The organism is Terracoccus sp. 273MFTsu3.1 (genome assembly GCF_000383675.1).
Taxonomy (GTDB): domain Bacteria; phylum Actinomycetota; class Actinomycetes; order Actinomycetales; family Dermatophilaceae; genus Terrabacter.
This window is the reverse complement of record NZ_KB911827.1, coordinates 1-23857: the sequence shown is the minus strand read 5'-3', so window position 1 is coordinate 23857 and position 23857 is coordinate 1. Positions and strand designations below refer to the sequence as shown.

General features: G+C 71.5%; 24 protein-coding genes and 2 tRNA genes. 12 read left to right on the top strand and 14 right to left on the bottom strand.

The window, feature by feature from the left end; genetic code table 11:
- Window positions 1-118 precede the first annotated feature (118 nt).
- Both H283_RS0119900 and H283_RS0119895 read left to right on the top strand, forming a co-directional pair.
- Window positions 119-868 carry a YaaA family protein gene (locus H283_RS0119900; protein WP_020145287.1) on the top strand — a complete coding sequence of 250 codons (750 nt, stop codon included), beginning with the start codon at window positions 119-121 and terminating at the stop codon, window positions 866-868.
- 1 nt (window position 869) lies between these two features.
- On the top strand, window positions 870-1961 hold the full coding sequence (locus H283_RS0119895; RefSeq protein WP_020145286.1) for an SLC13 family permease: 1092 nt from the start codon (window positions 870-872) through the stop codon (window positions 1959-1961).
- Window positions 1962-2063: 102 nt separating this feature from the next.
- On the opposite strand, the gene H283_RS0119890 is transcribed toward H283_RS0119895, so the two are convergent.
- The 8 genes from H283_RS0119890 to H283_RS0119855 all read right to left on the bottom strand — a co-directional run bounded on the left by H283_RS0119890 (window position 2064) and on the right by H283_RS0119855 (window position 7458).
- Window positions 2064-3245 (bottom strand): O-succinylhomoserine sulfhydrylase, encoded by a 1182-nt coding sequence (locus H283_RS0119890; protein ID WP_020145285.1) that lies wholly within the window; start codon window positions 3243-3245, stop codon window positions 2064-2066.
- Window positions 3242-3655 carry a rhodanese-like domain-containing protein gene (locus H283_RS0119885; RefSeq protein WP_020145284.1) on the bottom strand — a complete coding sequence of 138 codons (414 nt, stop codon included), beginning with the start codon at window positions 3653-3655 and terminating at the stop codon, window positions 3242-3244. The genes H283_RS0119890 and H283_RS0119885 overlap by 4 nt, the downstream gene beginning before the upstream one ends.
- A gap of 24 nt (window positions 3656-3679) precedes the next feature.
- Window positions 3680-4675, bottom strand: a complete 996-nt coding sequence (locus H283_RS0119880; RefSeq protein ID WP_020145283.1) for a reverse transcriptase-like protein — start codon at window positions 4673-4675, stop codon at window positions 3680-3682.
- Window positions 4672-5481: a C4-type zinc ribbon domain-containing protein gene (locus H283_RS0119875; protein WP_020145282.1), complete on the bottom strand. Its 810-nt coding sequence runs from the start codon at window positions 5479-5481 to the stop codon at window positions 4672-4674. The genes H283_RS0119880 and H283_RS0119875 overlap by 4 nt, the downstream gene beginning before the upstream one ends.
- Window positions 5409-6299, bottom strand: a complete 891-nt coding sequence (locus H283_RS0119870; protein WP_020145281.1) for a Nif3-like dinuclear metal center hexameric protein — start codon at window positions 6297-6299, stop codon at window positions 5409-5411. The genes H283_RS0119875 and H283_RS0119870 overlap by 73 nt, the downstream gene beginning before the upstream one ends.
- 1 nt (window position 6300) lies before the next feature.
- Window positions 6301-6373, bottom strand: a tRNA-Val gene (locus tag H283_RS0119865).
- A 45-nt stretch (window positions 6374-6418) separates the two neighbouring features.
- Entirely contained in the window at window positions 6419-6946 is a 528-nt protein-coding gene (locus H283_RS0119860; protein ID WP_020145280.1) for a peroxiredoxin, read from the bottom strand.
- A gap of 95 nt (window positions 6947-7041) precedes the next feature.
- Window positions 7042-7458, bottom strand: coding sequence for a DUF3052 domain-containing protein (locus tag H283_RS0119855; RefSeq protein ID WP_020145279.1), 417 nt, complete (start codon window positions 7456-7458; stop codon window positions 7042-7044).
- 294 nt (window positions 7459-7752) lie between these two features.
- On the opposite strand from H283_RS0119855, the gene aceE reads away from it, so the two are divergent.
- On the top strand, window positions 7753-10524 hold the full coding sequence (aceE, locus tag H283_RS0119850) for a pyruvate dehydrogenase (acetyl-transferring), homodimeric type (protein ID WP_020145278.1): 2772 nt from the start codon (window positions 7753-7755) through the stop codon (window positions 10522-10524).
- A gap of 146 nt (window positions 10525-10670) precedes the next feature.
- Here aceE and H283_RS0119845 read toward each other — a convergent pair whose 3' ends face one another.
- The gene (locus H283_RS0119845; RefSeq protein WP_020145277.1) at window positions 10671-11627 is read right to left on the bottom strand and encodes a type IV toxin-antitoxin system AbiEi family antitoxin domain-containing protein; all 957 of its coding nucleotides are present in this window, start codon (window positions 11625-11627) and stop codon (window positions 10671-10673) included.
- A 213-nt stretch (window positions 11628-11840) separates the two neighbouring features.
- On the opposite strand from H283_RS0119845, the gene argG reads away from it, so the two are divergent.
- From argG to fabF, 8 genes are all read left to right on the top strand, one after another.
- A complete protein-coding gene (gene argG, locus H283_RS0119840) occupies window positions 11841-13265 on the top strand; it encodes an argininosuccinate synthase (RefSeq protein WP_020145276.1) in 1425 nt (474 codons plus the stop codon).
- A gap of 126 nt (window positions 13266-13391) precedes the next feature.
- On the top strand, window positions 13392-13856 hold the full coding sequence (locus H283_RS0119835) for an SRPBCC family protein (RefSeq protein WP_020145275.1): 465 nt from the start codon (window positions 13392-13394) through the stop codon (window positions 13854-13856).
- A 58-nt stretch (window positions 13857-13914) separates the two neighbouring features.
- Entirely contained in the window at window positions 13915-14631 is a 717-nt protein-coding gene (locus tag H283_RS26915) for a class I SAM-dependent methyltransferase (RefSeq protein ID WP_020145274.1), read from the top strand.
- Window positions 14632-14734: 103 nt separating this feature from the next.
- A complete protein-coding gene (locus H283_RS0119825; RefSeq protein WP_020145273.1) occupies window positions 14735-16099 on the top strand; it encodes a CdaR family transcriptional regulator in 1365 nt (454 codons plus the stop codon).
- A gap of 46 nt (window positions 16100-16145) precedes the next feature.
- Window positions 16146-17078: an ACP S-malonyltransferase gene (locus H283_RS0119820; protein ID WP_020145272.1), complete on the top strand. Its 933-nt coding sequence runs from the start codon at window positions 16146-16148 to the stop codon at window positions 17076-17078.
- A gap of 148 nt (window positions 17079-17226) precedes the next feature.
- Window positions 17227-18282 carry a beta-ketoacyl-ACP synthase 3 gene (locus tag H283_RS0119815; RefSeq protein ID WP_020145271.1) on the top strand — a complete coding sequence of 352 codons (1056 nt, stop codon included), beginning with the start codon at window positions 17227-17229 and terminating at the stop codon, window positions 18280-18282.
- A gap of 138 nt (window positions 18283-18420) precedes the next feature.
- Window positions 18421-18669: an acyl carrier protein gene (locus tag H283_RS0119810; protein WP_020145270.1), complete on the top strand. Its 249-nt coding sequence runs from the start codon at window positions 18421-18423 to the stop codon at window positions 18667-18669.
- Between the two features lie 145 nt (window positions 18670-18814).
- The gene (fabF, locus tag H283_RS0119805) at window positions 18815-20065 is read left to right on the top strand and encodes a beta-ketoacyl-ACP synthase II (RefSeq protein WP_020145269.1); all 1251 of its coding nucleotides are present in this window, start codon (window positions 18815-18817) and stop codon (window positions 20063-20065) included.
- A gap of 34 nt (window positions 20066-20099) precedes the next feature.
- On the opposite strand, the gene H283_RS25840 is transcribed toward fabF, so the two are convergent.
- From H283_RS25840 to H283_RS0119780, 5 genes are all read right to left on the bottom strand, one after another.
- On the bottom strand, window positions 20100-20924 hold the full coding sequence (locus H283_RS25840) for a hypothetical protein (protein WP_020145268.1): 825 nt from the start codon (window positions 20922-20924) through the stop codon (window positions 20100-20102).
- A gap of 103 nt (window positions 20925-21027) precedes the next feature.
- Complete coding sequence (locus H283_RS0119795) at window positions 21028-21402, bottom strand: WhiB family transcriptional regulator (RefSeq protein ID WP_020145267.1); 375 nt, start codon at window positions 21400-21402, stop codon at window positions 21028-21030.
- Complete coding sequence (locus tag H283_RS0119790) at window positions 21399-21896, bottom strand: HNH endonuclease (protein ID WP_020145266.1); 498 nt, start codon at window positions 21894-21896, stop codon at window positions 21399-21401. The genes H283_RS0119795 and H283_RS0119790 overlap by 4 nt, the downstream gene beginning before the upstream one ends.
- A gap of 503 nt (window positions 21897-22399) precedes the next feature.
- Window positions 22400-22915 (bottom strand): DUF3145 domain-containing protein, encoded by a 516-nt coding sequence (locus tag H283_RS0119785; RefSeq protein ID WP_020145265.1) that lies wholly within the window; start codon window positions 22913-22915, stop codon window positions 22400-22402.
- A gap of 175 nt (window positions 22916-23090) precedes the next feature.
- Window positions 23091-23432 (bottom strand): bifunctional 3-phenylpropionate/cinnamic acid dioxygenase ferredoxin subunit, encoded by a 342-nt coding sequence (locus H283_RS0119780; protein WP_020145264.1) that lies wholly within the window; start codon window positions 23430-23432, stop codon window positions 23091-23093.
- A 200-nt stretch (window positions 23433-23632) separates the two neighbouring features.
- Between H283_RS0119780 and H283_RS0119775 the strand changes: the two genes are divergently transcribed.
- Window positions 23633-23706 (top strand) — tRNA-Ile (locus H283_RS0119775).
- The last annotated feature ends 151 nt before the right edge of the window (window positions 23707-23857 follow it).

The following is a 23857-nucleotide window of genomic DNA, read 5'->3' as shown; positions in this document are numbered from 1 at the left end:
ACGCGCTCCCGGCGGTTGCGCACCCGGGCCGCTCCGCTGCGGGCCGGGGCGATCCTTCGTCGCCCGCGACACGCGCGGGGATGAGACATCACTGTCCCGTTTGCCTAGGCTGACCCCCGTGCTCATCCTGCTCCCCCCGTCCGAGGGCAAGACCTCACCCCGGCGGGGGCGGGCGCTCGACCTCGGCAGCCTCTCGTTCCCCGAGCTGACGCCGCTGCGCGAGTCGGTCGTCGAGACGGTGGAGCGACTGAGCGGCGAGCCCGACGCGGCGCGCGTCCTCGAGATCAACCCGAACCTCGTCGCCGACCTCGAGCGCAACACGGTCCTGCGCAGCGCTCCCACGGCAACCGCCTCGCACGTCTACACCGGTGTGCTCTACCAGGCCCTCGACGTCGACTCGCTCGACGCGGCCTCCAAGCGCCGCGCCAACCGCTGGGTCGTGGTCGTGTCGGCCCTCTTCGGTGCGCTGCGGCTCGCGGACCGCGTGCCGGCCTACCGGGTCAACATCTGCAGCACCCTCCCCGGCATCGGCTACCTGTCGCACGAGTGGCGCCAGGAGCTGCCGTCGGCCCTCGACGCCGCGGTGAAGCCGCGTGAGCTCGTCGTCGACTGCCGGTCGAGCACGTATGCCGCCGTGTGGCGTCCCACGGGCGAGCGCGCCGAGCGCTGGGTGCACGTCACCGTCCCCGGTGCCTCGCACACGGCCAAGCACACCCGCGGCCTCGTGACGCGTGAGCTCGTGCAGGCCGAGGCGCCGCGCACGCCGCACGCGCTGGCCGAGCGGCTCTCGGAGCGCTTCGACGTCGAGCTGACGCCCCCGCCGCGTCCGGGCCGTCCGTGGCAGCTGGCCACGACCCCGAAGGCCTGACGTGTTCGACCTCAGCCTGCTCGTCGAGCGCGTGGCGCCGATCCTCGTCTTCCTCGTCGCGATCACCCTCGTGGCCGAGATCTGCGACCTGTCGGGGCTGTTCGACGTCATGGCGCACCACGCCGCGCGCGTCGCCAGGGGACGCGTGCTCGTCCTCTGGCTGCTCATCGTCGGGATCGCGGTCGTGTGCACGGTCGTGCTCAGCCTCGACACGACGGCTGTCTTGCTCACCCCCGTGGCCATCACGGTGGCCCGTCAGGTCGGCGCCCCACCCCTGCCGTTCGCCATGACGACGCTCTGGCTGGCCAACACGGCGTCCCTGCTCCTGCCGGTGTCCAACCTCACCAACCTGCTGGCCCTGCACCCGTTCGCAGCGCTGGGGGTCGGGACCCTGGGCTACATCAAGCTCATGGCCGTGCCGGCGATCGTGGCGATCGCCGCGACGGTCGCGGTGCTCTGGCTGCTGCACCGGCGCGACCTCGGCAGCACCTACGACACACCACCGCGCGCGGAGCCGCACGACCGGGTGCTCATGCAGGTCGCCGGCGGGGTCTGCGTGCTGCTCGCCCCGGCGTTCGTCGTCGGCGTCCAGCCGGCCCTGGCGTCCGTGCCGGCCGCCCTCGTCCTGCTCGGCGCGACCTACTGGCGTGCGCCCGAGCTGCTGCGCCGGATCAAGATGCCGTGGCTCACGGTCATGGGCATCTGCATCCTCTTCGTCGTCATCGACGCCGCCCTGCGCCTGGGGCTCGAGGCCTGGCTGCGCACCGTCGTCGGGCACGGCACCGGCATCGGCGACCTCTTCAGGGTCAGCGGTCTCGGCGTGCTGACCTCCAACGGCATCAACAACCTGCCGGCGTACCTCGCGCTCGAGCCGACGGTGGCGGATGCCCCCACGCGTCTGGCGGCCCTGCTCATCGGGGTCAACGCCGGGCCCATCATCACGATGTGGGGCTCGGTCGCGACGCTGCTCTGGGCCTCCCGCTGCCGGTCCGCCGACCTCTCCGTCGACGTCGGTCGCATCGCGCGCACCGGCGCCCTGTGCGCCGTCACGGTCGTGACCGCCGCGACCCTGGCCCTCGCCGCCACCAGCTGACCCGCTGACCGGCTGACGGCATACGCCGGGCCCTCGGCCACACACCCTCGCGGTCAGCCGCACGCGGTGCGCGGCTGACCGCGAGGTGGGCGGACGCTCGACTCAGCCGAGGGCGCGTCGGAGGTCGTCGACGAGGTCGCGGACGTCCTCGAGGCCGACCGAGACCCGCAGCACGCCGTCGGTGATGCCGACCGCGGCCCGCGCCTCGGGTGCGAGCCGGCGGTGCGTCGTCGTCGCGGGGTGCGTGATGAGCGACTTGGAGTCGCCGAGGTTGTTGGAGATGTCGATGACCTGCAGGGCGTTCATCAGGGCGAACGCCTCGTCCTTGCCCCCGTCGAGCTCGAAGGTCACGACGGTGCCGCCCGCGAGCATCTGCCGCTTGGCGAGGTCGTGCTGCGGGTGCGACTCGAGGAACGGGTGCACGACGCGCTTGACGCTCGGGTGCGACTCGAGGAAGCGCGCCACCTCGAGGGCGCTGTCGGCCATCCGCTCGACGCGCAGCGACATCGTCTCGAGGCCCTTGACGAGCACCCACGCGTTGAAGGGCGACATCGACGGACCCGTGTGGCGCATGAGGTTCTGCACCGGCCCGTCGATGAACTCCTTGGGGCCGAGCACCGCGCCGCCCAGCGTGCGGCCCTGGCCGTCGATGTGCTTCGTGGCGGAGTAGACGATGATGTCGGCGCCGAGGTCGAGCGGCTTGGAGAAGACCGGCGTGCCGAAGACGTTGTCGACGACGACCTTCGCGCCGGCGGCATGGGCCAGCTCGGTGACGGCGGCGATGTCGACGAGCTCCTGCATCGGGTTGCTCGGCGTCTCGAAGAAGACCGCGGTCGTGGGCTCGGCGAGCGCCTCACGCCACTGGTCGAGGTCGGCGCCGTCGACGAAGACGGTCTCGACGCCCCAGCGCGGCAGGATCTCGTCGAGGATGACGAAGCAGGACCCGAAGAGGGCCCGCGACGAGACGACGCGGTCGCCCTGGCCGAGGAGCGCCGCGAGCGCGACGAAGACGGCGGACATGCCCGACCCGGTGGCGAAGCACGCCTCGGCGCCCTCGATCTGGCGCAGTCGCTCCTCGAACATCGCCACGGTCGGGTTGCCGTAGCGGGAGTAGACGAAGCGGTCGACGTCACCCTTGAAGGCCGCCTCGGCGTCCTCCGCGGTGTCGTAGACGAAGCCGGACGTCAGGTAGAGCGCCTCGGAGGTCTCCTCGAAACCACTGCGGGACAAGCCTCCCCGCACGGCGAGGGTGTCGGGGCGCCACTGCTGGCTCGCGTCGCTCATCCCTGCACCCACGGCAGGCCCGCGACCTTCCACCCGGAGACCGCGCGGTGGCGCTGCTCGTCGTGCGGTCCCTCGAAGCCCTCGAGGACGTTGTGCGACCGTGACCACCCGCTGCGGGTGGCCGCCTCGGCCGCGGCGACGGAGCGCACCCCGGACCGGCAGAGGAAGTAGACGGGAGCGTCCTTGGGCACCCCGGCGGCCTCGAGCTCGGCGGTGAACCGCTCGTTGACCGCGCCGTCGGGATAGGTCTGCCATTCGACGAGGACGACGTCCTTGCCGATCTCGCCGAGGTCGGGCAGCCCGACGTAGGACCACTCCGCCCTCGTGCGCACGTCGACGAGCGCCGCACCGGGCTCGTCGCGCAGGACCGTCCAGGCCTGCTCGGGGGTCACGTCACCGGCATAGCTCATGCCCCGAATATCGCACAGCGTCCGTCAGGCGAGATGGTCGGTCCGATTGGTGAAAGCCACCGAGGCGGACCCGTCCTCCCAGACCTCCACCGCGGTGAGGCTGCCTGCCGCCGTGGCCACGGCCCAGAAGCGCCCGACGGGCGTGCCGAGCACGTCGCTGAGCACGGAGAGCACGCCTCGCCTGCTCGTCACCGCGACGACGGTGCCACCGGTCGCGGCGAGCGAGTGGTATGCCGTGCGCACCCTCTCGTCGGGGCCCTCGCCAGGTGCCCGGCCGGACCAGTCCCCCGACGTGTCGGCCTCGACGTCGAGCGCCGCAGCGAGATCTGCCGCCACGCGCGTCGCGAGGTCGTCGTCGGCGCCGACGACACGAGCACCCGGACCGACGAGACGCCGGACCGCCGCGACGATGCGAGGCGCTGCGCCTGCGTCGTGCGGCTCCTGGACGAGCAGGAGGCGCAGCGGACGGGGCCCGGGCTGAGCAGCCGATACCTCGGAGATGCCTTGAGCCACAAGCGATCCCGCATCCACCGAGTCTGTCCCATCGCTACCCTCCGCGGTGAGGACCCGATGCACGCTCTTGCCGTCCATCGCGTCGTTGCTGAGGGCGTCCGCGTCCTTGTTCTTCTCCCGCGGGATCCACTCGAAGTCGACGCTGCCGCCGGCGTTCGAGATCTCGGCGCACAGGTCCCGGGCCTCCAGCGCGAGACGGCGCATGTCCTCGTGCTTGATCTTCCAGCGCCCGGACATCTGCTCGACGACGAGCTTGGAGTCCATCTTGACGCTGACCGTCGCAGCCGGGTCGAGGTCGAGCACGGCCCGCAGGCCGGCGAGCAGGCCGGAGTACTCGGCGACGTTGTTGCTCGCCGTGCCGAGCGGCTCGGCGAGCTCGACGAGGACCCGGCCGGTCGCGGGGTCACGGACGAGGGCGCCGTAGCCGGCGACCCCCGGGTTGCCCCGGGACCCGCCGTCCGCCTCGATGACGAGCCGGCGTCCCGACCCGCGAGACGCAGCGGTCACAGACCGGACTCGCCCGTACGGATCATGATGCGGCGGCACTCCTCGCAGCGCACGACCTCGTCCTCGGGGGCGTTGCGGATGCGGGAGAGGTCGACGTTGCCGAGCTCGAGCCGGCACCCACCGCACCGACGGTGGCGCAGCTCGGCGGCGGCCATGCCACCGCTGCTGGCACGGATCTTCTCGTAGAGGGCGATGAGCTCCTCGCCGACGCCCGCGACGATGTCGGCCCGACCGGAGCCGACCTTCTCGGCCTCGGCGTCGAGCGTCGCCAGGGCCGTGGTCCGCTCGGACTCGAGGGTCTCGACACGTGCCGCGAGCTCGACGTGGCGGGCCTCGAGCTCGGCGACCCGGGCCGTGAGCGACTCCGACCGCTCCATGACCTCGAGCTCGACGTCCTCGAGCTCGGCCTGGCGGCGCGCCAACGACGTCAGCTCGTGCTGGAGCGCCTGAAGGTCCTTGGCGCTGCCCTGGCCGGCGTCGAGCCGCGCCTGGTTGCGTGCGGCGCGGTCACGCACGAGCTGGACGTCCTGGTCGGACTTCGTCAGCTCGCGCTGCACGTCTCCGGCAGCCGTGCGGGCGTTGACGATCTCCGTCTCGAGCGCACCGAGCTCGCGCCGGGCCGCCTCGACCGCAGGGGTCTGCGGCAGGGTCGCCTTCGCATGGGTGATCTGGTCGAGACGCGTGTCGATGGCCTGCAGGTCGAGCAGGCGCCACTGGCGGGACGGGTCGGCTTTCAGGACACACCTCCGGTTTCGGGAGCCGCACGGTCGACCCGGGCGGCGTTCGCACCGACGACGAACGTCCACGGCTCGGTGCGGATGGCTGAGACTCTGGACTCGACCCTAGTCGCTCCGGGGACCTGTTCCAGCGCCGTCATCAGCCGCTCGCGGCCGCTGGCGAGCCACAGCGACTCCGTCGCCCAGTGGCCCGCGTCGACGAGGTAGGGAGTGCCACCCCGCGCCTCCTCGCGCGCCTCGAGCACCGGGTGGTGGCGCAGGTCGGCCGTGACGTAGACGTCGGCGCCGCTCGCACGCACGTCGTCGAAGCGGTCGTCGCCCGAGCCGCCCATCACCGCAACGGTCCTCACGACCCCGTCGGGGTCGCCGCTGACGCGGATCCCCCCGGCCGTGTCGGGCAGGGCTGCGGCCACGGCGGCAGCGAAGTCGGCGAGGCTCACGGACATGGCGAGCTCGCCGACCCGGCCGATCGCGTTCGCACCCTCGGTCGAGAGCGGACGCTGGTCGGTCAGTCCCAGGGCGTCCGCGAGCACCGTGGAGACGCCGGGGTCGGCGACGTCGGCGTTGGTGTGGCCCACCCAGAGCGCGACGGCGGCGCGGACGAGCGCCGTCACGGATGCGCCCTTGGCCGACGACGTCGCGACGGAGTGCACCCCGCGCAGGAGCAGCGGGTGGTGCGTCACGAGCAGGTCGGCGCCCCACTCCCGCGCCTCGTCGATGACCGCGAGGGTCGGGTCGAGGGCGAAGAGGACGCGGCGTACCGGCTGGTCGAGGTCGCCGACCACGAGGCCGACGCGGTCCCAGTCGGCGGCGTTCTCGAGGGGGTAGAGCGACTCGAGCGCCGCGACGACGTCACGGAGGCTGAGGGTCGGGGCGAGGTCGTCCACGTGGGCCCGGCCGGGCTCGAACCGACGACACCCGCGGTGTAAACGCGGTGCTCTACCAACTGAGCTACAGGCCCTCACGTGCCGGCCGGTGACGCGTGGGGCTCACCTGCAGGCGGCGGTCAGCCTACGGCATCGGGCCGGGCCGCGCGGAGCGTCGCGAGCGCCTCGCGGTAGGCCACGAAGTCGCGTCCCTGACCGATGCCTCGGACCTCGGTCCAGACGATGTGTCCCGTGCGGTCGACGAGGAAGGTGCCACGCAGCGCGAAGCCGTCCTCGTCGTCGAGGACGCCGTAGCGCCGCGCCACCTCGCCGTGCGGCCAGAAGTCGGACAGGAGCGGGAAGAAGTGCCCCTCGGCGTCGGCCCACGCGCGCAGCGTGTACATCGAGTCGCACGAGATGGCGAAGACCTGGATGTCGTCGTCCTGGAAGTCCTCGAGCCCGTCGCGGATCTCGCGCAGCTCGCCGCGGCAGATGCCCGAGAACGCCGCCGGGTAGAAGACGACGACGGCGTTCTTGACGTCGCGGACGGCCGAGAGGCTGACGTCGACGCCGTACTGGTCGACGAGGGTGAAGTCGGGCGCCAGCGCCCCGACGCCCAGCGGGGCGGACGCCTGGACCGGTGACTCGGTCGGGTGCGCGTTCGTCATGGCGGCAAGTGTGACACCACTGCCCGGGTGTCGCCGCCACCCTCGACAGCGGGCAGGGCTCGGCCCGTCGGGCCGTGCCGGACGTCAGGCGCGGGTCAGCGGCGCGGACCCTTCGGGGGCATGAGCCGGGTGGCCGCCCAGTCGGCGGCGACGTTGACCTGCCCACCGGTCGTCAGGCCGGCCGTGGACGCAGCCTCCTCGACCTCGCTCGCATCGACGTGGCCGGCGCGTCCGGCCTTCGGCGTCAGCAGCACGATGAAGCCCTGGTCGAAGAGCTTCGTCAGCCCGTCGACCATGAGGTCGACGAGGTCGTCGTCGCCGTCGCGGTACCAGATCAGCACCCCGTCCGCGCCGTCGTTGAAGTCCTCGTCCTCGAGCTCGGTCCCGATGGCGTCCTCGAGCTCGAACCGCAGGTCGTCGTCGACGTCGTCGTCATAGCCGAACTCCTGGATGATCTGCCCCTTGGCAAATCCGAGCTTGCTGAAGGACGCCGCTCCCGCGGTCTCGCTCACTGTCACCGGTCCTCTCGATCGTTGGCGCGTCGTGTCGTGGCGTGGGTGCCACGACATCAGTGCACTGGCTCCGACGCTATCGCGCAAGCCCGACCCGGTGGGTGCGCAACGCGCACGCCGCGCCCGAGGGAGCACACGGCATACCACCGGCTGGGACGGCGGGGGCGCCGAAGGGGCCGTCCCGGGGCTGGACCCGAGTGTGACGGCCACCACGGTTTGGTAGAGGATGGGTGGGTGCAGCGCCGTGGCCGACCGGCCGCGGGCGCCGCCTCGCGACGAGAAAGGACCCACGACGTGGCATCCGAGGCCGGACCGATCCTCAACGGCATCCCCAGTCAGCTCCCGGACATCGACCCGGACGAGACGCAGGAGTGGATCGACTCGCTCGACGCCGTCCTCGACGAGAAGGGCCGGACGCGGGCGCGCTACATCATGCTCAAGCTCATCGAGCGCGCGCGCCAGCAGCAGGTCGGCGTGCCCTCCCTGACGGCGACCGACTACATCAACACCATCCCGCCGGAGCGCGAGCCGTGGTTCCCCGGCGACGAGGACGTCGAGCGCGAGATGCGCCGCTACATCCGCTGGAACGCCGCGATCATGGTGCACCGCGCGCAGCGTCCCGGCATCGGCGTCGGCGGCCACATCTCGACCTACGCGTCCGCCGCGACGCTCTACGAGGTGGGCATGAACCACTTCTTCCGCGGCAAGGACCACCCCGGCGGCGGCGACCAGATCTACTTCCAGGGCCACGCCTCCCCCGGCATGTACGCCCGCAGCTTCCTCGAGGGCCACCTGACCGAGGCTCAGCTCGACGGCTTCCGCCAGGAGAAGAGCCACCGTGTCGACGGCACCGTCGAGGCCGTCCCGTCCTACCCGCACCCGCGGCTGCTCCCCAACTACTGGGAGTTCCCGACGGTGTCGATGGGCATCGGCCCGATGAACGCGATCTACCAGGCGCAGTTCAACAAGTACCTCCACAACCGCGGCATCAAGGACACCAGCCAGCAGGACGTGTGGGCCTTCCTCGGCGACGGCGAGATGGACGAGCCCGAGTCGCGCGGCCTGCTCCAGCTCGCGGCCAACGAGGAGCTCGACAACCTCAACTTCGTCATCAACTGCAACCTGCAGCGCCTCGACGGACCGGTCCGCGGCAACGGCAAGATCATCCAGGAGCTCGAGGCGTTCTTCCGCGGCGCCGGCTGGAACGTCATCAAGGTGGTCTGGGGCCGCGGGTGGGACCCGCTGCTCGCCGCCGACCGCGACGGCGCGCTCGTGCACATCATGAACCAGACGAGCGACGGCGACTACCAGACCTTCCGCGCCAACGACGGCAAGTACGTCCGCGACCACTTCTTCGGGCGTGACCCGCGTACGGCCAAGATGGTGGAGGACTGGACCGACGACCAGGTCTGGTGGGACCTCAAGCGCGGCGGCCACGACTACCGCAAGGTCTTCGCGGCCTACCAGGCGGCCCGCCAGCACACCGGTCAGCCGACGGTCATCCTCGCCAAGACCATCAAGGGCTACGGCCTCGGGTCGCACTTCGCCGGCCGCAACGCCACGCACCAGATGAAGAAGATGACGCTGGACGACCTCAAGGCCTTCCGCGACAGCCTCCGCATCCCGATCACCGACGAGCAGCTCGAGGCCAACCCCTACCAGCCGCCGTACTACCACCCGGGTCCCGACAGCGAGGTCATCAAGTACTCCGTCGACCGCCGCCAGAAGCTCGGTGGCACGCTGCCGAGCCGCCGCGTCGACTTCGAGCCGGTCAAGCTGCCCGGCGACGAGGCGTACGCCCAGGTCAAGAAGGGCTCGGGCAAGCAGGAGGTCGCCACGACGATGGCGTTCGTCCGGCTGCTCAAGGACCTCTTGCGCGACAAGGAGTTCGGCCCGCGCATCGTGCCGATCATCCCCGACGAGGCGCGCACGTTCGGCATGGACGCGTTCTTCCCGACGATCAAGATCTACAACCCCAACGGGCAGAACTACACGCCGGTCGACGCCGAGCTGATGCTCGCCTACCGCGAGAACGTCAGCGGTCAGATCCTGCACCTCGGCATCAACGAGGCGGGCTCGCTCGCGGCGTTCACGGCCGCCGGCACGTCCTACGCGACGCACGGCAAGCCGATGATCCCGATCTACGTCTTCTACTCGATGTTCGGCTTCCAGCGCACGGGTGACTCGATCTGGGCGGCCGCCGACCAGATGACGCGAGGCTTCCTCATCGGCGCCACGGCCGGTCGCACCACCCTGACCGGTGAGGGCCTCCAGCACGCCGACGGCCACAGCCCGCTCCTCGCCGCGACCAACCCGGCCGTCGTGCACTACGACCCGGCCTACGCGTACGAGATCGCGCACATCATGCAGGCCGGACTCAAGCGGATGTACGGCGAGGGCAACACGCCCGAGGAGTCCAACGTCATCTACTACCTCACCGTCTACAACGAGCCGATCCAGCAGCCGAAGGAGCCCGAGGCCGTCGACGTCGAGGGCATCCTGCGCGGCATGCACCGCATCTCGGTCGCCGACACCGAGGGCTGGACGCACGAGGCGCCGCGGGCGCAGCTGCTCGGGTCCGGCGTCGGCGTGCCGTGGGCGCTCGAGGCGCAGCAGCTGCTCGCCGACGACTGGGGTGTGGCCGCCGACGTCTGGTCGGTGACCTCGTGGAACGAGCTGCGTCGCGACGGCCTCAACGCCGACGAGCAGGAGTTCCTCTCCCCCGACGGCCCGCCGATCAAGCCGTGGGTCACCCAGTGCCTCGAGGGCACCGAGGGTCCGGTCGTGGGCGTGTCCGACTACATGCGCGCCGTCCAGGACCAGATCCGCGAGTGGGTCCCGGGCACGTACGCCACGCTCGGCGCCGACGGCTTCGGCTTCAGCGACACGCGCGCCGCGGCCCGCCGCTTCTTCCACATCGACGGCCCGTCGGTCGCCGTGCGGACGCTGCAGCTGCTCGCCAAGGAGGGCAAGGTCGACGCCGACGTGCCCCGTCGCGCCGCCGAGAAGTACCAGCTCGACGACGTCACGGCCGGCACCTCCGGCAACGCGGGCGGCGAGAGCTGACGCTCCCCCGCTGACGTATGCCGTGTGGCCCGGTCCCGTTGACCGGGCCACACGCGTTCCGGGTCGATCCCGCCGAACGCCGTGCGCCTGGCGTCAGCCCAGCCGGATGCGTCCGGGCGGCGTGACGCCAAGCGCACGCGCTGCGGTCAGGCGGCGATCGCCAGAGCAGCGCGGACCCGCGCCAGGACGACGTGGGGCCGGCTCAGGTCGGCCCAGACGAGGCGCACCACGACCCAGCCGGCCCGACGCAACGCGTCCTCCCGCTGCTTCTCCGCAAACAAACTCTCGCCTCCGCCGGCGTACTTCACGGCGCCGTCGAACTCGACGAGGACCCGCGTGCCACGTATGCGGAAGTCCGGTCGGTAGCGGCGTCTCTCCACGACGAGCTCCACCTGCGGCTCCACCTCGAAACCCAGTGAGCGCAGCAGGTGCGCGGAGCGGGTCTCGCCGGGAGACTCGTGCCGGCCGTCGACCCAGGGCAACGCCGCTCGGACCGGCCCGATGCCGGTGTGGCCACGGAAGAGGGTGGACACCTCGGCGACCTCCTCGCGCGTCGTCACCCCCGAGCGCGCGGCAGCATCGGCGGGCACGAGGAACGCCTCGGGACCCCCGAGCAGGCCGGCCTGCACCAGCGCCACGGCGACCGGCACGACGCACACCCGGCCCGCGGCGGGCCGGGCGGGCGAGGGTGCGAGGCGCAGGCCGCGGAGCGGCTCGTGCACCACCACGCCCGGTCGGCGGACCGTCGCGTTGCGCCGCTGCACCGCACCGCTATCGCCGTCGACACGCCTCGGGTCCACGACTGAGGTCAGGTGCACGGTGGCGAGGTCGGCGGCATACGTTGGCAGGCCGCCCAACAGGAGGCGCGAGTGGTGGCTGACGGCAGCGCGTGGCGCGTACTGGCGGCCGAGCGCCCGTGACGTCAGGACATGCAGTCGTTCCCCTGCGATGACGTCGACGTCCTGAACGGCGAACCAGCCACGAGTGAGCCGGAGGCAGCGCCCCTCGCGCACGAGCCGACGGAGCGCATTCGAGTCGAGACCCACGCGTGCGGCATCGGCGGTCGAGAAGACGCCGCCCTGGGCGATCTGGCTCAGGTCCATGACACAACCGTGGCAACGCGCGTCCTGCGGCGCGGCGCTCGGTGGCGGACCTGTGGAGGACTTCGCAGCCCGCTCCGGGGCTGTGGACGGACGGGTGCCGTGCGCTTGCGACCAGGCCACGTCGCTGGGTCACGGTGGGGACACGCCAACCGCACGGCATACGGCCTCACCGCGATTGGATAGGTATGCGCGGCTGTGCATATACTTACATCCATGTCCAAGGTCCTGACCTCGCTCCCCGTCGGTGAACGTGTCGGCATCGCCTTCTCCGGCGGCCTCGACACCTCTGTGGCTGTTGCCTGGATGCGCGAGAAGGGGGCCGTGCCGTGCACCTACACGGCCGACCTCGGGCAGTACGACGAGCCGGACATCGACTCCGTCCCCGGCCGCGCCGGCCAGTACGGCGCCGAGATCAGCCGCCTCGTCGACTGCAAGGCCGCCCTCGTGGAGGAGGGCCTGTCCGCCATCGCGTGCGGCGCCTTCCACATCCGCAGCGGCGGCAAGACGTACTTCAACACGACCCCGCTCGGCCGCGTCGTCACCGGCACGCTGCTCGTGCGGGCCATGCAGGACGACGGCGTCTCCATCTGGGGCGACGGCTCGACCTTCAAGGGCAACGACATCGAGCGGTTCTACCGCTACGGCCTCATGGCCAACCCCAGCCTGCGCATCTACAAGCCGTGGCTCGACGCGGACTTCGTCACCGAGCTCGGCGGCCGGCACGAGATGTCCGAGTGGCTGACCGCACGCGAGCTGCCCTACCGCGCGTCCGCCGAGAAGGCGTACTCCACCGACGCGAACATCTGGGGCGCGACGCACGAGGCCAAGACCCTCGAGTTCCTCGACGAGTCGATCGAGGTCGTCGAGCCGATCATGGGCGTCAAGTTCTGGGACCCCTCGGTCACCATCGAGGCCGAAGACGTCACGGTGCGCTGGGAGCGCGGCCGCCCCGTCGCCATCAACGGCACGGAGTACGCCGACCCGGTCGCCCTCGTCGACGCGGCCAACCGCATCGGAGGCCGTCACGGCCTCGGCATGAGCGACCAGATCGAGAACCGCATCATCGAGGCGAAGTCGCGCGGCATCTACGAGGCGCCGGCCATGGCGCTGCTCCACATCACGTACGAGCGGCTCGTCGCAGCGATCCACAACGAGGACACGATCGCCAACTACCACGCCGAGGGCCGCAAGCTGGGCCGCCTTCTCTACGAGGGCCGTTGGCTCGACCCGCAGGCGCTCATGGTCCGTGAGTCCATCCAGCGCTGGATCGCCTCGGCCGTTACGGGTGAGGTCACGATCCGGCTGCGCCGTGGCGACGACTGGTCGATCGTGGGCACCGCCGGGCCAGCCTTCAGCTACCACCCCGAGAAGCTCTCGATGGAGCGCACCGAGGACGCCGCGTTCGGTCCCGTCGACCGCATCGGCCAGCTGACGATGCGCAACCTCGACATCGCCGACTCCCGCGCCAAGCTCGAGCTGTATGCCGCCCAGGGCCTCCTCGGCGTCGACGCGCGCGAGCTCGTGGGCGAGCTGACGCCGGGTGGCGCGGCGGCGATCTCGGCCAACCCGGCCGCTGTGGGCGTCGACAACGAGGACGACGCGCTCGACCGCGCCGCCATGGAGTTCGGCACCGACTGACGCCGACGCCGGCCACCCCGCCGGTCGTGTCTGTCGGGGTGATCCCCGTGGCCGCCTGCCTGCGGGATCACCTCGACCCGGCGAGGACGCGGTCCTGCGAGCGCACCGATCGGGTAGGGGCCCTGTATGAGCGACAACGGAAGAATCACCGTCCAGCGCACCATCGACGCCCCGGCCGCCGAGATCTTCGACGTGCTCAGCAACCCGAAGCGCCACCCGCAGCTCGACGGGTCCGGCTTCGTGCGGTCCGACGAGAAGGCCGAGCGCCTCCAGAAGGTCGGCGACGTGTTCCGGATGAACATGGCCGGCGACCACATGGGTGGCGAGTACCAGACCGACAACACGGTCTCGGGCTACTCGCACAACTCCCTGCTCGCATGGAAGACGGCTCCGGCCGACACCCCGCCGCCCGGCTGGGAGTGGATGTGGGAGCTGTCGCCCGAGGGGCCGAACGCCACCCTCGTGACGCTGACCTACGACTGGAGCCACGTCACCGACAAGGAGATCCTCTCCAAGGTCAGCTTCCCGCTCGTCGCGAAGAGCCAGCTCGAGGACAGCCTCGGCAACCTCGCCTCAGCCGTCGCGAGCTGACCACGCACCCCGCGGCGGTCATGGGATCTCCCCGTGGCCGCCGCTAGGGTGGCCCGTCATGGACTCGACGACCCACCTCACCGAGGGCGACCACGTCGCCCGCCAGTACGCCTCCACCGACAACCTCCGCACGCGGCGTGGCGTCTGGGGACCCGGCCCCGAGGGCGTGTCCCCGGTGGACGTGCTGCGTACGCTCGTGGTGTCCTCCCAGCCGACGCGCGTGGTCGAGATCGGCTGCGGCACAGGTCAGTTCGCTCGCTCGGTGCTGGACGAGGCTCCGGGCGTCGACTACGTCGCGACCGACCTCTCACCCGCGATGGTGGAGGCCACGCGCGCATTGGGCGTCCCGGCCGAGGTCGCCTCCTCGGACGTGCTGCCCTTCGGTGACGGCTCGTGCGACGCCGCCGTCGCGGCCTGGATGCTCTACCACGTGCCCGACCTCGACGGCACGCTCCGCGAGGTGCGCCGGGTCCTGCGCGACGGGGGCACGCTCCACGTCGCGACGAACGGTCGGGAGCACCTCGCCGGGCTGCTGCGCGAGGCGGGCGGTGAGCCGCTCGTCACCCAGTTCACGTCGGAGAACGCCGCCGAGGTGCTCGGTCGGCACTTCGAGCACGTCGTCCAGCGCGACGTCGAGACCCGCGCGACCTTCGCCGACCACGCGGCCGCGAGCGCCTACCTCGCGACCTTCTCCCCCGACCTCGCGCGGTCCCTCCCCCACTTCGAGGGACCGCGGACGTATGCCGGCCACACTGCCGTCCTGTCGGCCCGCTGACCCGCCCCGGTCGGCAGCGCACCCGGCCCAGACCGTCAGGGGCGCGCCGACCGTTTGTGAGCGGCATACAAAGTCCGGGTGGCGGGAGACCTAGGCTGGGCCCGTGAGCGGACCGCGTCAGCACCCGAGCGAGGCGACGTCGCGCGCCGTCGAGCGCAGCGCCGGCGAGCTCTCGACCCTCGCCTCGCAGCGCATGGAGGAGCACCTGCGGTGGTACCGCGACCTCTCGGCCGAGGAGCGCTCGCAGGTCGGGCTCGTCGCCCAGGCCGGCATCTCGCAGTTCATCGCGTGGTTCCACCAGGAGGAGAGCCACCCGCCGTCGGCCATCTCGATCTTCGCGAACGCGCCGCAGGAGCTGACCCGGTCGGTCAGCCTGCGCCAGACGCTCGACCTCGTGCGCACCGTCGTCGACGTCGTCGAGTCACGGGTCGAGGGCCTCGCGGCGCCGGGCGACGAGCAGCTGCTGCGCGAGTCGGTGCTGCGCTTCTCCCGCGAGATCGCCTTCGCCGCCGCGGAGGTCTACGCCGGCGCGGCCGAGGCGCGGGGCGCGTGGGACGCACGGCTCGAGGCGCTCGTGGTCGACGCCGTCCTGCGCGGCGAGGCCGACGACTCCATGCAGTCCCGGGCCAGTGCGCTCGGATGGGGAGAGCTCGCTGACGTGACCTTCGTCGTCGGCAGCACCCCGACCGCGAGCGGCGGAGCCGTCCCGGCCGTCGACGACCTGCGCCGGGCGGTCCGGCAGCACGGGGTCGAGGCCCTCGCCATCGTCCAGCGCTCGCGGCTCATCGCGATCCTCGGTGGCACGCGTGAGGCGCCGCGCGTGGTCGAGGCCGTCGCGGACTGCTTCGGGCCCGGACCGATCGTGCTCGGGCCGACCGTCCCGCACCTCTTCGCGGCCGGACGCTCGGCACGCGCTGCCCTGAGCGGGCTCGCTGCCGCACCCGCGTGGCCCGACGCGCCGCGGGTGCTCGAGTCGGACGCCGTGCTGCCCGAGCGTGCCCTCGCCGGCGACCCCCCGGCCCGCCGCATCCTCGTCGATCGCATCCACCGACCGCTCTCCGCGGCCGGGCACGCGCCGCTCCTCCAGACGGCGACCGCCTACCTCGAGCACGGAGGGTCGCTCGAGGCGACGGCGAGGGTCCTCTTCGTGCACCCCAACACCGTGCGCTACCGACTGGGGCGCATCTCCGACGTCACCGGCTACGACCTCACGACGCCGCGCGAGGGCTGGGCGGTGCGGATCGCGCTCGCCCTCGGACGCCTCGCGGCGACCCCGGGCACCGTCACGGCCGGATCCGTCGGGTCCGCCGGGTCGCCCGCGTCGCCCGGGTCGTCCGTCGTCGGCGGCCACGGCAGCACGGGCGACGGCGGCGCGACCACTTCGCCGCGGGTGCCCCGACTGCGGCCACGCACGACCGATCGTTCTCCCTTGGAGGAAACCTCCAAACTATCCCCGACGACTTCGTGACATTCGGTGGCGAGGTCCCGACCGGTAACCCGGAAAGGTTGAGCACGTGCTAGCGATCGTCTGCCCTGGACAGGGTTCCCAGACCCCCGGCTTCCTCGCCCCGTGGCTCGAGCTCGACGGGGTGCGCGAGCAGCTGTCCGCCCTCGGCCGCGCCGCCGGGCACGACCTCGTCGCGCACGGCACGGAGTCAGACGCCGAGACGATCAAGGACACCGCCGTCGCCCAGCCGCTCATCGTCGCAGCCGGCCTCGTGACGGCCTCGGCGCTCTTCCCCTCACGCGACGAGCTCGCCGGCACGGGCGCCGTCCTCGCCGGACACTCCGTCGGGGAGCTGACCGCCACCGCCCTCGCCGGCGTCATCACCGACGACCAGGCGATCGCCCTCGTCGCGACCCGCGGCCGCGCCATGGCCGAGGCCAGCGCGGTCACCCCGACCGGCATGGCGGCCGTGCTCGGCGGCGACCCCGACGAGGTCCTCGCAGCCCTCGAGACCCACGGCCTGACCCCGGCCAACATCAACGGCGCCGGCCAGGTCGTCGCCGCCGGCACCCTCGAGCAGGTCGAGGCGCTCCGGGGGGCGGCGCCCGGCAAGGCGCGGGTCATCCCGCTCCAGGTCGCCGGGGCGTTCCACACCCACCACATGTCCCCTGCCGTCGACGCGCTCGCCGCGGCCGCGGCTGACGTGACGCCGTCGGCGCCCACCGTCCGCCTGCTCTCGAACGCCGATGGTGCCACCGTCGCCGACGGACCGGACGCCCTCGACCGGCTCGTGCGCCAGGTCAGCAACCCCGTCCGCTGGGACCGCTGCATGGAGACGATGCTCGCGCTGGGGGTCACGGGGCTCCTCGAGCTCGCGCCCGCCGGCACGCTGGTGGGACTCGCCAAACGGGCCATGCCGGGCGTGGAGACCCTGGCCGTCAAGACGCCCGACGACCTCGAGGCGGCGCGCACGCTCGTCGCCTCCCACGCGACCTCCTGACGACACCGACGTCCCATGACTGGCGCACCGACCCCGACAGGGGCACGCTCGTGGAGAGGCCCCCGTCCGGCGGCGACCCCGCCTCACCAGGACCTCCCCCGCGCCGCACCACGACCCACCTGAACCCTCACCCTCGAGAAGGCCTCACGTGACATCCCCCAGCGCCACCGCGCCCACGCCCAAGGGCACCGGCACCCTCGTCGACACCGGCGCCGCACGCCACTCGCGGATGCTGGGTGTGGGCGCCTACCGCCCCGCCCGCGTCGTCATGAACTCCGAGATCGTCGACAAGATCGACTCGAGCGACGAGTGGATCCGGGAGCGGTCCGGCATCATCAGCCGCCACTACGCCGCCGACGACGAGAGCGTCATCGACATGGCGGAGGCCGCCTCCCGCCAGGCCCTCGAGCACGCCGGCGTCACCCCGGAGCAGATCGGCTTCGTCCTCGTCGCCACGGTCACGCATCCCTACCAGACGCCGGCCGCGGCGCCCGAGCTCGCCTCCCGGCTCGGCTCGACGGCCCCGGCCCTCGACATCTCGGCCGCGTGCGCCGGCTACTGCTACGGCGTCGCGATGGCGAGCGACATGGTCAAGGGCGGCTCGGCCGACTACGTCCTCGTCGTCGGCGTCGAGAAGCTCAGCGACTTCACCGACCCCTACGACCGCGGGAGCGCCTTCATCTTCGGCGACGGCGCCGGCGCCTGCGTCATCGGCCCGAGCGACACCCCGGGCATCGGCCCGACGGTCTGGGGCTCCGACGGCACGCAGCGTGACGCGATCACCCAGAAGCAGGCGTGGACCGACGTCCGCGAGTCGTGGCAGTCCGCGCAGGCCGACAAGAACGTGTGGCCCGCCATCGGCATGGCCGGCCAGACGGTCTTCCGCTGGGCGGTCTGGGGCATGGCGCCGGTGGCGCAGCAGGCCATCGACAAGGCCGGCATCAAGGCCGACGACCTCGACGCCTTCATCCCGCACCAGGCGAACATCCGGATCATCGACGCCATGGTCAAGCAGCTCAAGCTGCCCGCCGACATCCCCGTGGCCCGCGACATCGTCACCACCGCCAACACCTCGGCGGCCTCGATCCCGATCGCCACGACCCGCATGCTCGCCGAGAAGGAGATCCCCAGCGGCGGCCTCGCGCTCCAGATCGGCTTCGGTGCCGGTCTGGTGTATGCCGCGCAGGTCGTCGTGCTGCCCTGAGCCCTCCCAGCACGGGCAGCCCCAGCACTCCCGCCGGTCCCGACGGGTCATTCGGGCCACGGATTGCCATCCACCACGGATGACAGCCCCGAGCACCACCGCAAGCACGAACCGCCAACACGAACAAGGAGCAGACAGATGGCTCAGTCCGAGCAGGAGATCCTCGAGGGTCTTGCCGAGATCGTCAACGAGGAGACCGGCCTCGACACCGCGTCCGTCGAGATGGACAAGTCCTTCACCGAGGACCTCGACATCGACTCCCTCTCGATGATGACGATCGTCGTCAACGCCGAGGAGAAGTTCGGCGTGCGCATCCCGGACAGCGAGGTCAAGAACCTCAAGACCGTTCGCGACGCCGTCACCTTCATCGCCGGCGCGCAGTCCTGATGCACCCGGTCGGCGCCCGGCACCACCGGGCGCCGACCGAGCCTCACCGGCGGCACCCGCCACCCCTGCCCCACCGCAGCAGCCTCGTCAGACCCAGCACCCCTCGCACCACCCCACCCCACTCGACTCAGAGGAGCACGTCACCATGACGTCCAATCGCGACCGACGCGTCGTGGTCACCGGTCTCGGAGCCACCACGCCCCTGGGCGGTACCGCCACGGAGACGTGGGAGGCCCTGCTCGCGGGGCGGTCCGGCGCCCGCACGATGGACTTCGACTGGGTCGCCAAGTACGAGCTCCCCGTCACGTTCGCCGCGACGATCGCTACCCCCCCGGTCGAGGTCCTCGCCAAGGTCGAGACCCGCCGCCTCGACCCCTCGAGCCAGTACGCCCTCATCGCCGCACGTGAGGCGTGGGCCGACGCCGGCGCCCCCGAGATCGACCCCGAGCGCCTCGGCGCCGCGATCGGCTCCGGCATCGGCGGCGTGTGGACCCTGCTCGACCAGTGGGACGTCCTCAAGGAGAAGGGCCCGCGCCGCGTCTACCCGCTCGCGGTCCCGATGCTCATGCCCAACGGCCCCGCCGCGGCCGTGTCACTCGACCTCGGCGCCCGCGCCGGCGCCCACACGACGGTCAGCGCCTGCGCCTCCGGCGCCGAGAGCATGGGCTACGCCATCGACATGATCCGCACCGGCCGGGCCGACATCGTCGTCGCCGGCGGCACCGAGGCAGCCGTCCACCCGCTCCCCATCGCCGGCTTCGCCGCGATGCAGGCGCTCTCGACGCGCAACGACGACCCGACGCGCGCCTCGCGTCCCTACGACACCGGCCGCGACGGCTTCGTCCTCGGTGAGGGCGCCGCCGTCATCGTCCTCGAGTCGGAGGAGCACGCCCGCGCCCGCGGCGCCCGCATCTACGCCGAGCTCGCGAGCGTCGGCATGTCGGCCGATGCGCACCACATCACCGCCCCCGAGCCCAACGGCTCCGGCGCATCGCGGGCCATGCTGTATGCCGTCGAGCGGGCCGACCTGTCACCGACCGACATCATCCACATCAACGCGCATGCCACCTCGACCCCCGTCGGTGACGTGGCCGAGTACAACGCCATCAAGCGGGCGTTCGGCGACCACACCGAGAACATGTCGGTGACGGCCACGAAGTCGATGACCGGGCACCTGCTCGGCGCGGCCGGCGCGCTCGAGGCGGTCATCACGATCCAGTCGATCTACCACCGCCTCGTGCCGGCGACGATCAACCTCGACGACCAGGACCCCGAGATCCCGCTCAACGTCGTCTCCGGCGAGCACCAGAAGCTGCCCGACGGCGACATCGCGGCGCTCAACAACTCGTTCGGCTTCGGCGGCCACAACGTCGCCCTGGCGATCCGCAGCATCTGACTCGACACCACGCCGGAACCAGAGTCCTGACTGCTCAAGGGTGGTCAGGACTCTGGTCACCGTTCGTGATGCCGTGCCGGAGCCTCCAGCGGCGCACGGACACCGACTTCAGGGTGCGCCCGAGGATCTCCGCGGACTCGGCGAGTGAGTGCGACAGCAGCAGCTCGTCCTGAGCCGCCGTCCACTTCTCCCGCTTGACCCCGTAGCGACCGGCCTTCTGCGGCAGTGGCTGCCACGCCGCGACCTCGGCCGCGGCTCTCGCCTTTCGAGCCATGACCGGCCGGTCACCGGCCTGCCAGCAATGACCTGCCATCAGGGCAGCGGACGTGTTGGTCACCATCACGTTGAACACTCGGTCACGGGTGTTCCGCCGTGTGGAGCGTCGCACACCGCAGATCTCCCAGACCTGGTCCTCGAAGAACCGTGCCATGGGCTCTGATGCCGTCACCAGGTTCACGAACGGCGCGCCCGTCCGCGTGAATCCCACTGATCCATCCCCATCGAGCACGCCGCGCAGGTACGCCCTCGACACCAGCCCACAGTGTGTCGGTGGACCGACGTCGCGCGACTTGGGTCCCGGGCGCATCCCCAGGCTGGCCAGCTCGATCCGCACGGCCTGGTTGGAGAACAGGAGCTGGTAGCTCACGTAGTCGTCGGCAAAGTTGGTGCTGCGCCGACGACGTCTGAGAGCGGAGTAGCAGGGGATGACGTGCCTGATCTGCTGCAACACGTCGACGTCGCGCTCATGGAGCTCGATGCCGACGACGCCCTTGTGGTCGACGTCCCCCGAGTGCCATCCGTCCGTGTGCAGGAGTCCGAGCAGGTAGGACACGTCGGGTCGGGACGGGTCGAGCAGCATGACCGGACGCTAAACGGTGCGACCGACACCGCCGTCGGGCTGGCATCTCCCGCCGGGTGGCGGCGTCCGTCGGGACCGCGCCACCCGGCATACGTCCTCGGTGTCAGGCGCTGCGCGCCGCGTCGTGCGCCGACGGGCGCATGTTTCCGGGGAGCTCGGTCGTCGGGCGCCCCTTGGCGAGCAGCTGCCCGCCCCACACGCCCCACTCGAGGCGTTGCTGCGCCACGGTGAGGCACGCCTCCCTGAGGGGGCAGGCCCGGCACACCGTCCTGGCCTGATCAGCCTCGGCCTCGGTGGCCGGCCAGAAGAGGTCCGGGTCCTCGCCTGCGCAGAGCGGCAGCGCGCCGCCCGGCTCGAAGGGATGCACCGACGCCGCGCGGAAGATCCACGCCTCGAGCGCCAGGCCGCCCCGGGCGGCCGGGCGGAGGCCGACCTGTCCGAGGGACTGGGTGTGCAGGGTCGTGCGCTTTCTCGTCATCTCGCGGGCTCCTTCCCGAGCTCGGTGGCGTTCGAGGTGGTCGCCCGGGTGAAGTGCAGCTGCACCCGGGTGGGGACGTAGGGCACCCAGCGCAACGGCATCCGCGCCTCGTCCGGCGTCCGGTCACCCTTGCGGAGGTTGCACGGTTCGCACGCCGCGACGGCGTTGGCCCACGACGTCGCCCCGCCCCGCGAGCGCGGCAGGACGTGGTCCATCGTCGTGGCCGTGACGCGGCCGCAGTAGGCGCACCGGTGCCGGTCGCGCAGCAGCACGCCCTCGCGCGAGTAGGTGGCACGGGTGCGCGAGTAGAGCCACTTCTGCTCGACGTAGCGCACCAGCCGCACGACGACCGGCACCTGGTAGGGGCCGAAACGCTCTGTCGCGTGAACCTCGACGGGGGTCGCGACGCCACGCCAGATCATCCGCACGGCGTGCCGCACCGAGACGCGGTGCAGCAGCGTCTCGTCGGCGTTCCACACCTCGACCTGGGTCATGGTCGGTCCTCCTCTCCGTCGTGTCGTCGTGTCGTCGTGTCGTCGTGTCGTCGTTCGTCGTGTCGTCGTGTCGTCGTCAGGTCGACGGGCGGCACGCGAAGAGCCGCCCGTCCGGGTCATCCCGGGGGGCGGCTCGACGAAGCGGAGCGGGTGAGGCTCGTACGTCAGCGAGATCGCAGGCGGGGATGCCGTGGGTGGGGGTGCCGGATGCCGCACTCCCCGTTGAACGGGTAGGCCACATCGGCGAGGCACAGGCTGCGCTTCGCTTTCATGATGGGTCCCGTTGACATGACAGGCCTTTCGTCCGCGGACGGTGAGAGGTGTTGGGGCACTGCGGTCGCCGCGCCCCGTCGATGGTGACAGGCGGCAGTACCTGCTGGCCACCGGTTTTGCGACGACCCTTGGCCGCACAGGCATGACGAGGGCCCGGGAGCACGAACCGCCCGGGCCCTCGTCATCTCGTGCGCCGCGCTGGAGGTCGCGGCGGGCGAGACGTGTGGTGGTCAGCCCACCTTGTGCAGCCAGCGCACGGCGGCGCCGTCACCGGCGTAGCGGAAGACCTCGAGCTCTTCGTCCCACGGGACTCCGAGCAGCAGGTCGATCTCGTCCTGGAGCGCCTCGACGTCGCCGCGCGTGCGCAGGATCGCCTCCCGGAGCCGGTCCTCCTGGACGACGGCGTCTCCGGACGCCGACGTCATGGCGTGGTGGATGCCGAGCCGCGGCGTGTAGGACCATCGAGCCCCGTCGCAGCCGGGCGACGGCTCCTCGGTCACCTCGTAGCGCAGCCCGTCCCAGCCCCGCAGCGCGCTGGCCAGCTCGGCGCCGGTGCCGGGGGCCCCGGTCCAGGTCAGCTCGGTCCGCACCATCCGTGGGGCGGCCGGCTGGGGGATCCAGTCGAACGTCACCGGCTCGTCGAGGACGGCCTCGATCGCCCACGTGATGTGCGGGCAGAGCGCGGCCGGGGCTCCGTGTACGAACAGAACCCCGCGTGTCGTGGTGCGCGGCATCGCGACAGCCATCCGAACCTCCTGAAGTTGCAGGGACGTCTTCCCCAACGCCTGCTGCTTCACGTGCCGGTGGACTGACTCGGTGGTGCCGGACGAACGTGCTCGACGGCGAGCACTCGCCCATTGTGCACCACGAGGCACATCGGCACCAGCAGTCTCAGGAACCGATATGTGGCTTTCGCCCCGCTCAGCTGCCTGCGGGCACACCCGGGAAGACGAGGACCTCGTCGTCACGGACCTCGACCTTGTGGGTGCGCACCGGCTTCGTTGCCGGCAGGCACATCGGCTTGCCGTCGCTCAGGCAGAAGCGGGTGGCATGGAGCGGGCACTCGACCTCGCCGGCCTCGATCCAGCCGTCGGCCAGGGAGGCGTCCTCGTGCGAGCACGTGTCGTCGAGCGCGTAGTACGTGCCGTCGTCGTCCCGGAAGAGTGAGATCGGCTCGTCCGTGCCCGTGACCGCCGTGTCGAGGACGAGCGCCTCACCGGGCTCGACGTCGTCGACCGCTGCCACGCGGATGCCGTCACTCATGCTCGTCGTCTCCTCACGTGCCAAGGGTCGGTGGTCACGGCGAGCCTAGAGGTTCCGCATCCCGAGGCCGCGGCCGGCCCCGCGCCACCCCGCGGCGTCCCGGGCCCGCCACGCGCCCGCCACTCGCCCACCTCCGCGATGGTCACCGAGCGGTCGATAGACTCCGACCGATCTCAGCGGCCCCGGCCGCTGACGGTCCCGGGGCAGTAGCTCAGCCGGTCAGAGCAGCGGACTCATAATCCGTCGGTCCAGGGTTCAAGCCCCTGCTGCCCCACCGGACAGCTGTATGACTTCGCCTGATGTTTGACGTTCGGGCTTCGCCTGATGCCTGACAGTGTTTCGGGTGATGGTTGACAGCTGCTTCGGCTGATCCTTGACGCTCTCCTGATGAAGGAGATGAGCGTGGCCGAGCAGCGGTACAAGGC

What these genes read in the sequence shown, in the direction of transcription:
- H283_RS0119890 (WP_020145285.1), bottom strand. Translation starts at nt 3,245, where the DNA reads ATGAGCGACGCGAGCCAGCAGTGGCGCCCCGACACCCTCGCCGTGCGG.
- H283_RS0119885 (WP_020145284.1), bottom strand. Translation starts at nt 3,655, where the DNA reads ATGAGCTATGCCGGTGACGTGACCCCCGAGCAGGCCTGGACGGTCCTG.
- H283_RS0119860 (WP_020145280.1), bottom strand. Translation starts at nt 6,946, where the DNA reads ATGACGAACGCGCACCCGACCGAGTCACCGGTCCAGGCGTCCGCCCCG.
- H283_RS0119845 (WP_020145277.1), bottom strand. Translation starts at nt 11,627, where the DNA reads ATGGACCTGAGCCAGATCGCCCAGGGCGGCGTCTTCTCGACCGCCGAT.
- argG (WP_020145276.1), top strand. Translation starts at nt 11,841, where the DNA reads ATGTCCAAGGTCCTGACCTCGCTCCCCGTCGGTGAACGTGTCGGCATC.
- H283_RS0119835 (WP_020145275.1), top strand. Translation starts at nt 13,392, where the DNA reads ATGAGCGACAACGGAAGAATCACCGTCCAGCGCACCATCGACGCCCCG.
- H283_RS26915 (WP_020145274.1), top strand. Translation starts at nt 13,915, where the DNA reads ATGGACTCGACGACCCACCTCACCGAGGGCGACCACGTCGCCCGCCAG.
- H283_RS0119810 (WP_020145270.1), top strand. Translation starts at nt 18,421, where the DNA reads ATGGCTCAGTCCGAGCAGGAGATCCTCGAGGGTCTTGCCGAGATCGTC.
- fabF (WP_020145269.1), top strand. Translation starts at nt 18,815, where the DNA reads ATGACGTCCAATCGCGACCGACGCGTCGTGGTCACCGGTCTCGGAGCC.
- H283_RS25840 (WP_020145268.1), bottom strand. Translation starts at nt 20,924, where the DNA reads ATGCTGCTCGACCCGTCCCGACCCGACGTGTCCTACCTGCTCGGACTC.
- H283_RS0119795 (WP_020145267.1), bottom strand. Translation starts at nt 21,402, where the DNA reads ATGACGAGAAAGCGCACGACCCTGCACACCCAGTCCCTCGGACAGGTC.
- H283_RS0119790 (WP_020145266.1), bottom strand. Translation starts at nt 21,896, where the DNA reads ATGACCCAGGTCGAGGTGTGGAACGCCGACGAGACGCTGCTGCACCGC.
- H283_RS0119785 (WP_020145265.1), bottom strand. Translation starts at nt 22,915, where the DNA reads ATGGCTGTCGCGATGCCGCGCACCACGACACGCGGGGTTCTGTTCGTA.
- H283_RS0119780 (WP_020145264.1), bottom strand. Translation starts at nt 23,432, where the DNA reads ATGAGTGACGGCATCCGCGTGGCAGCGGTCGACGACGTCGAGCCCGGT.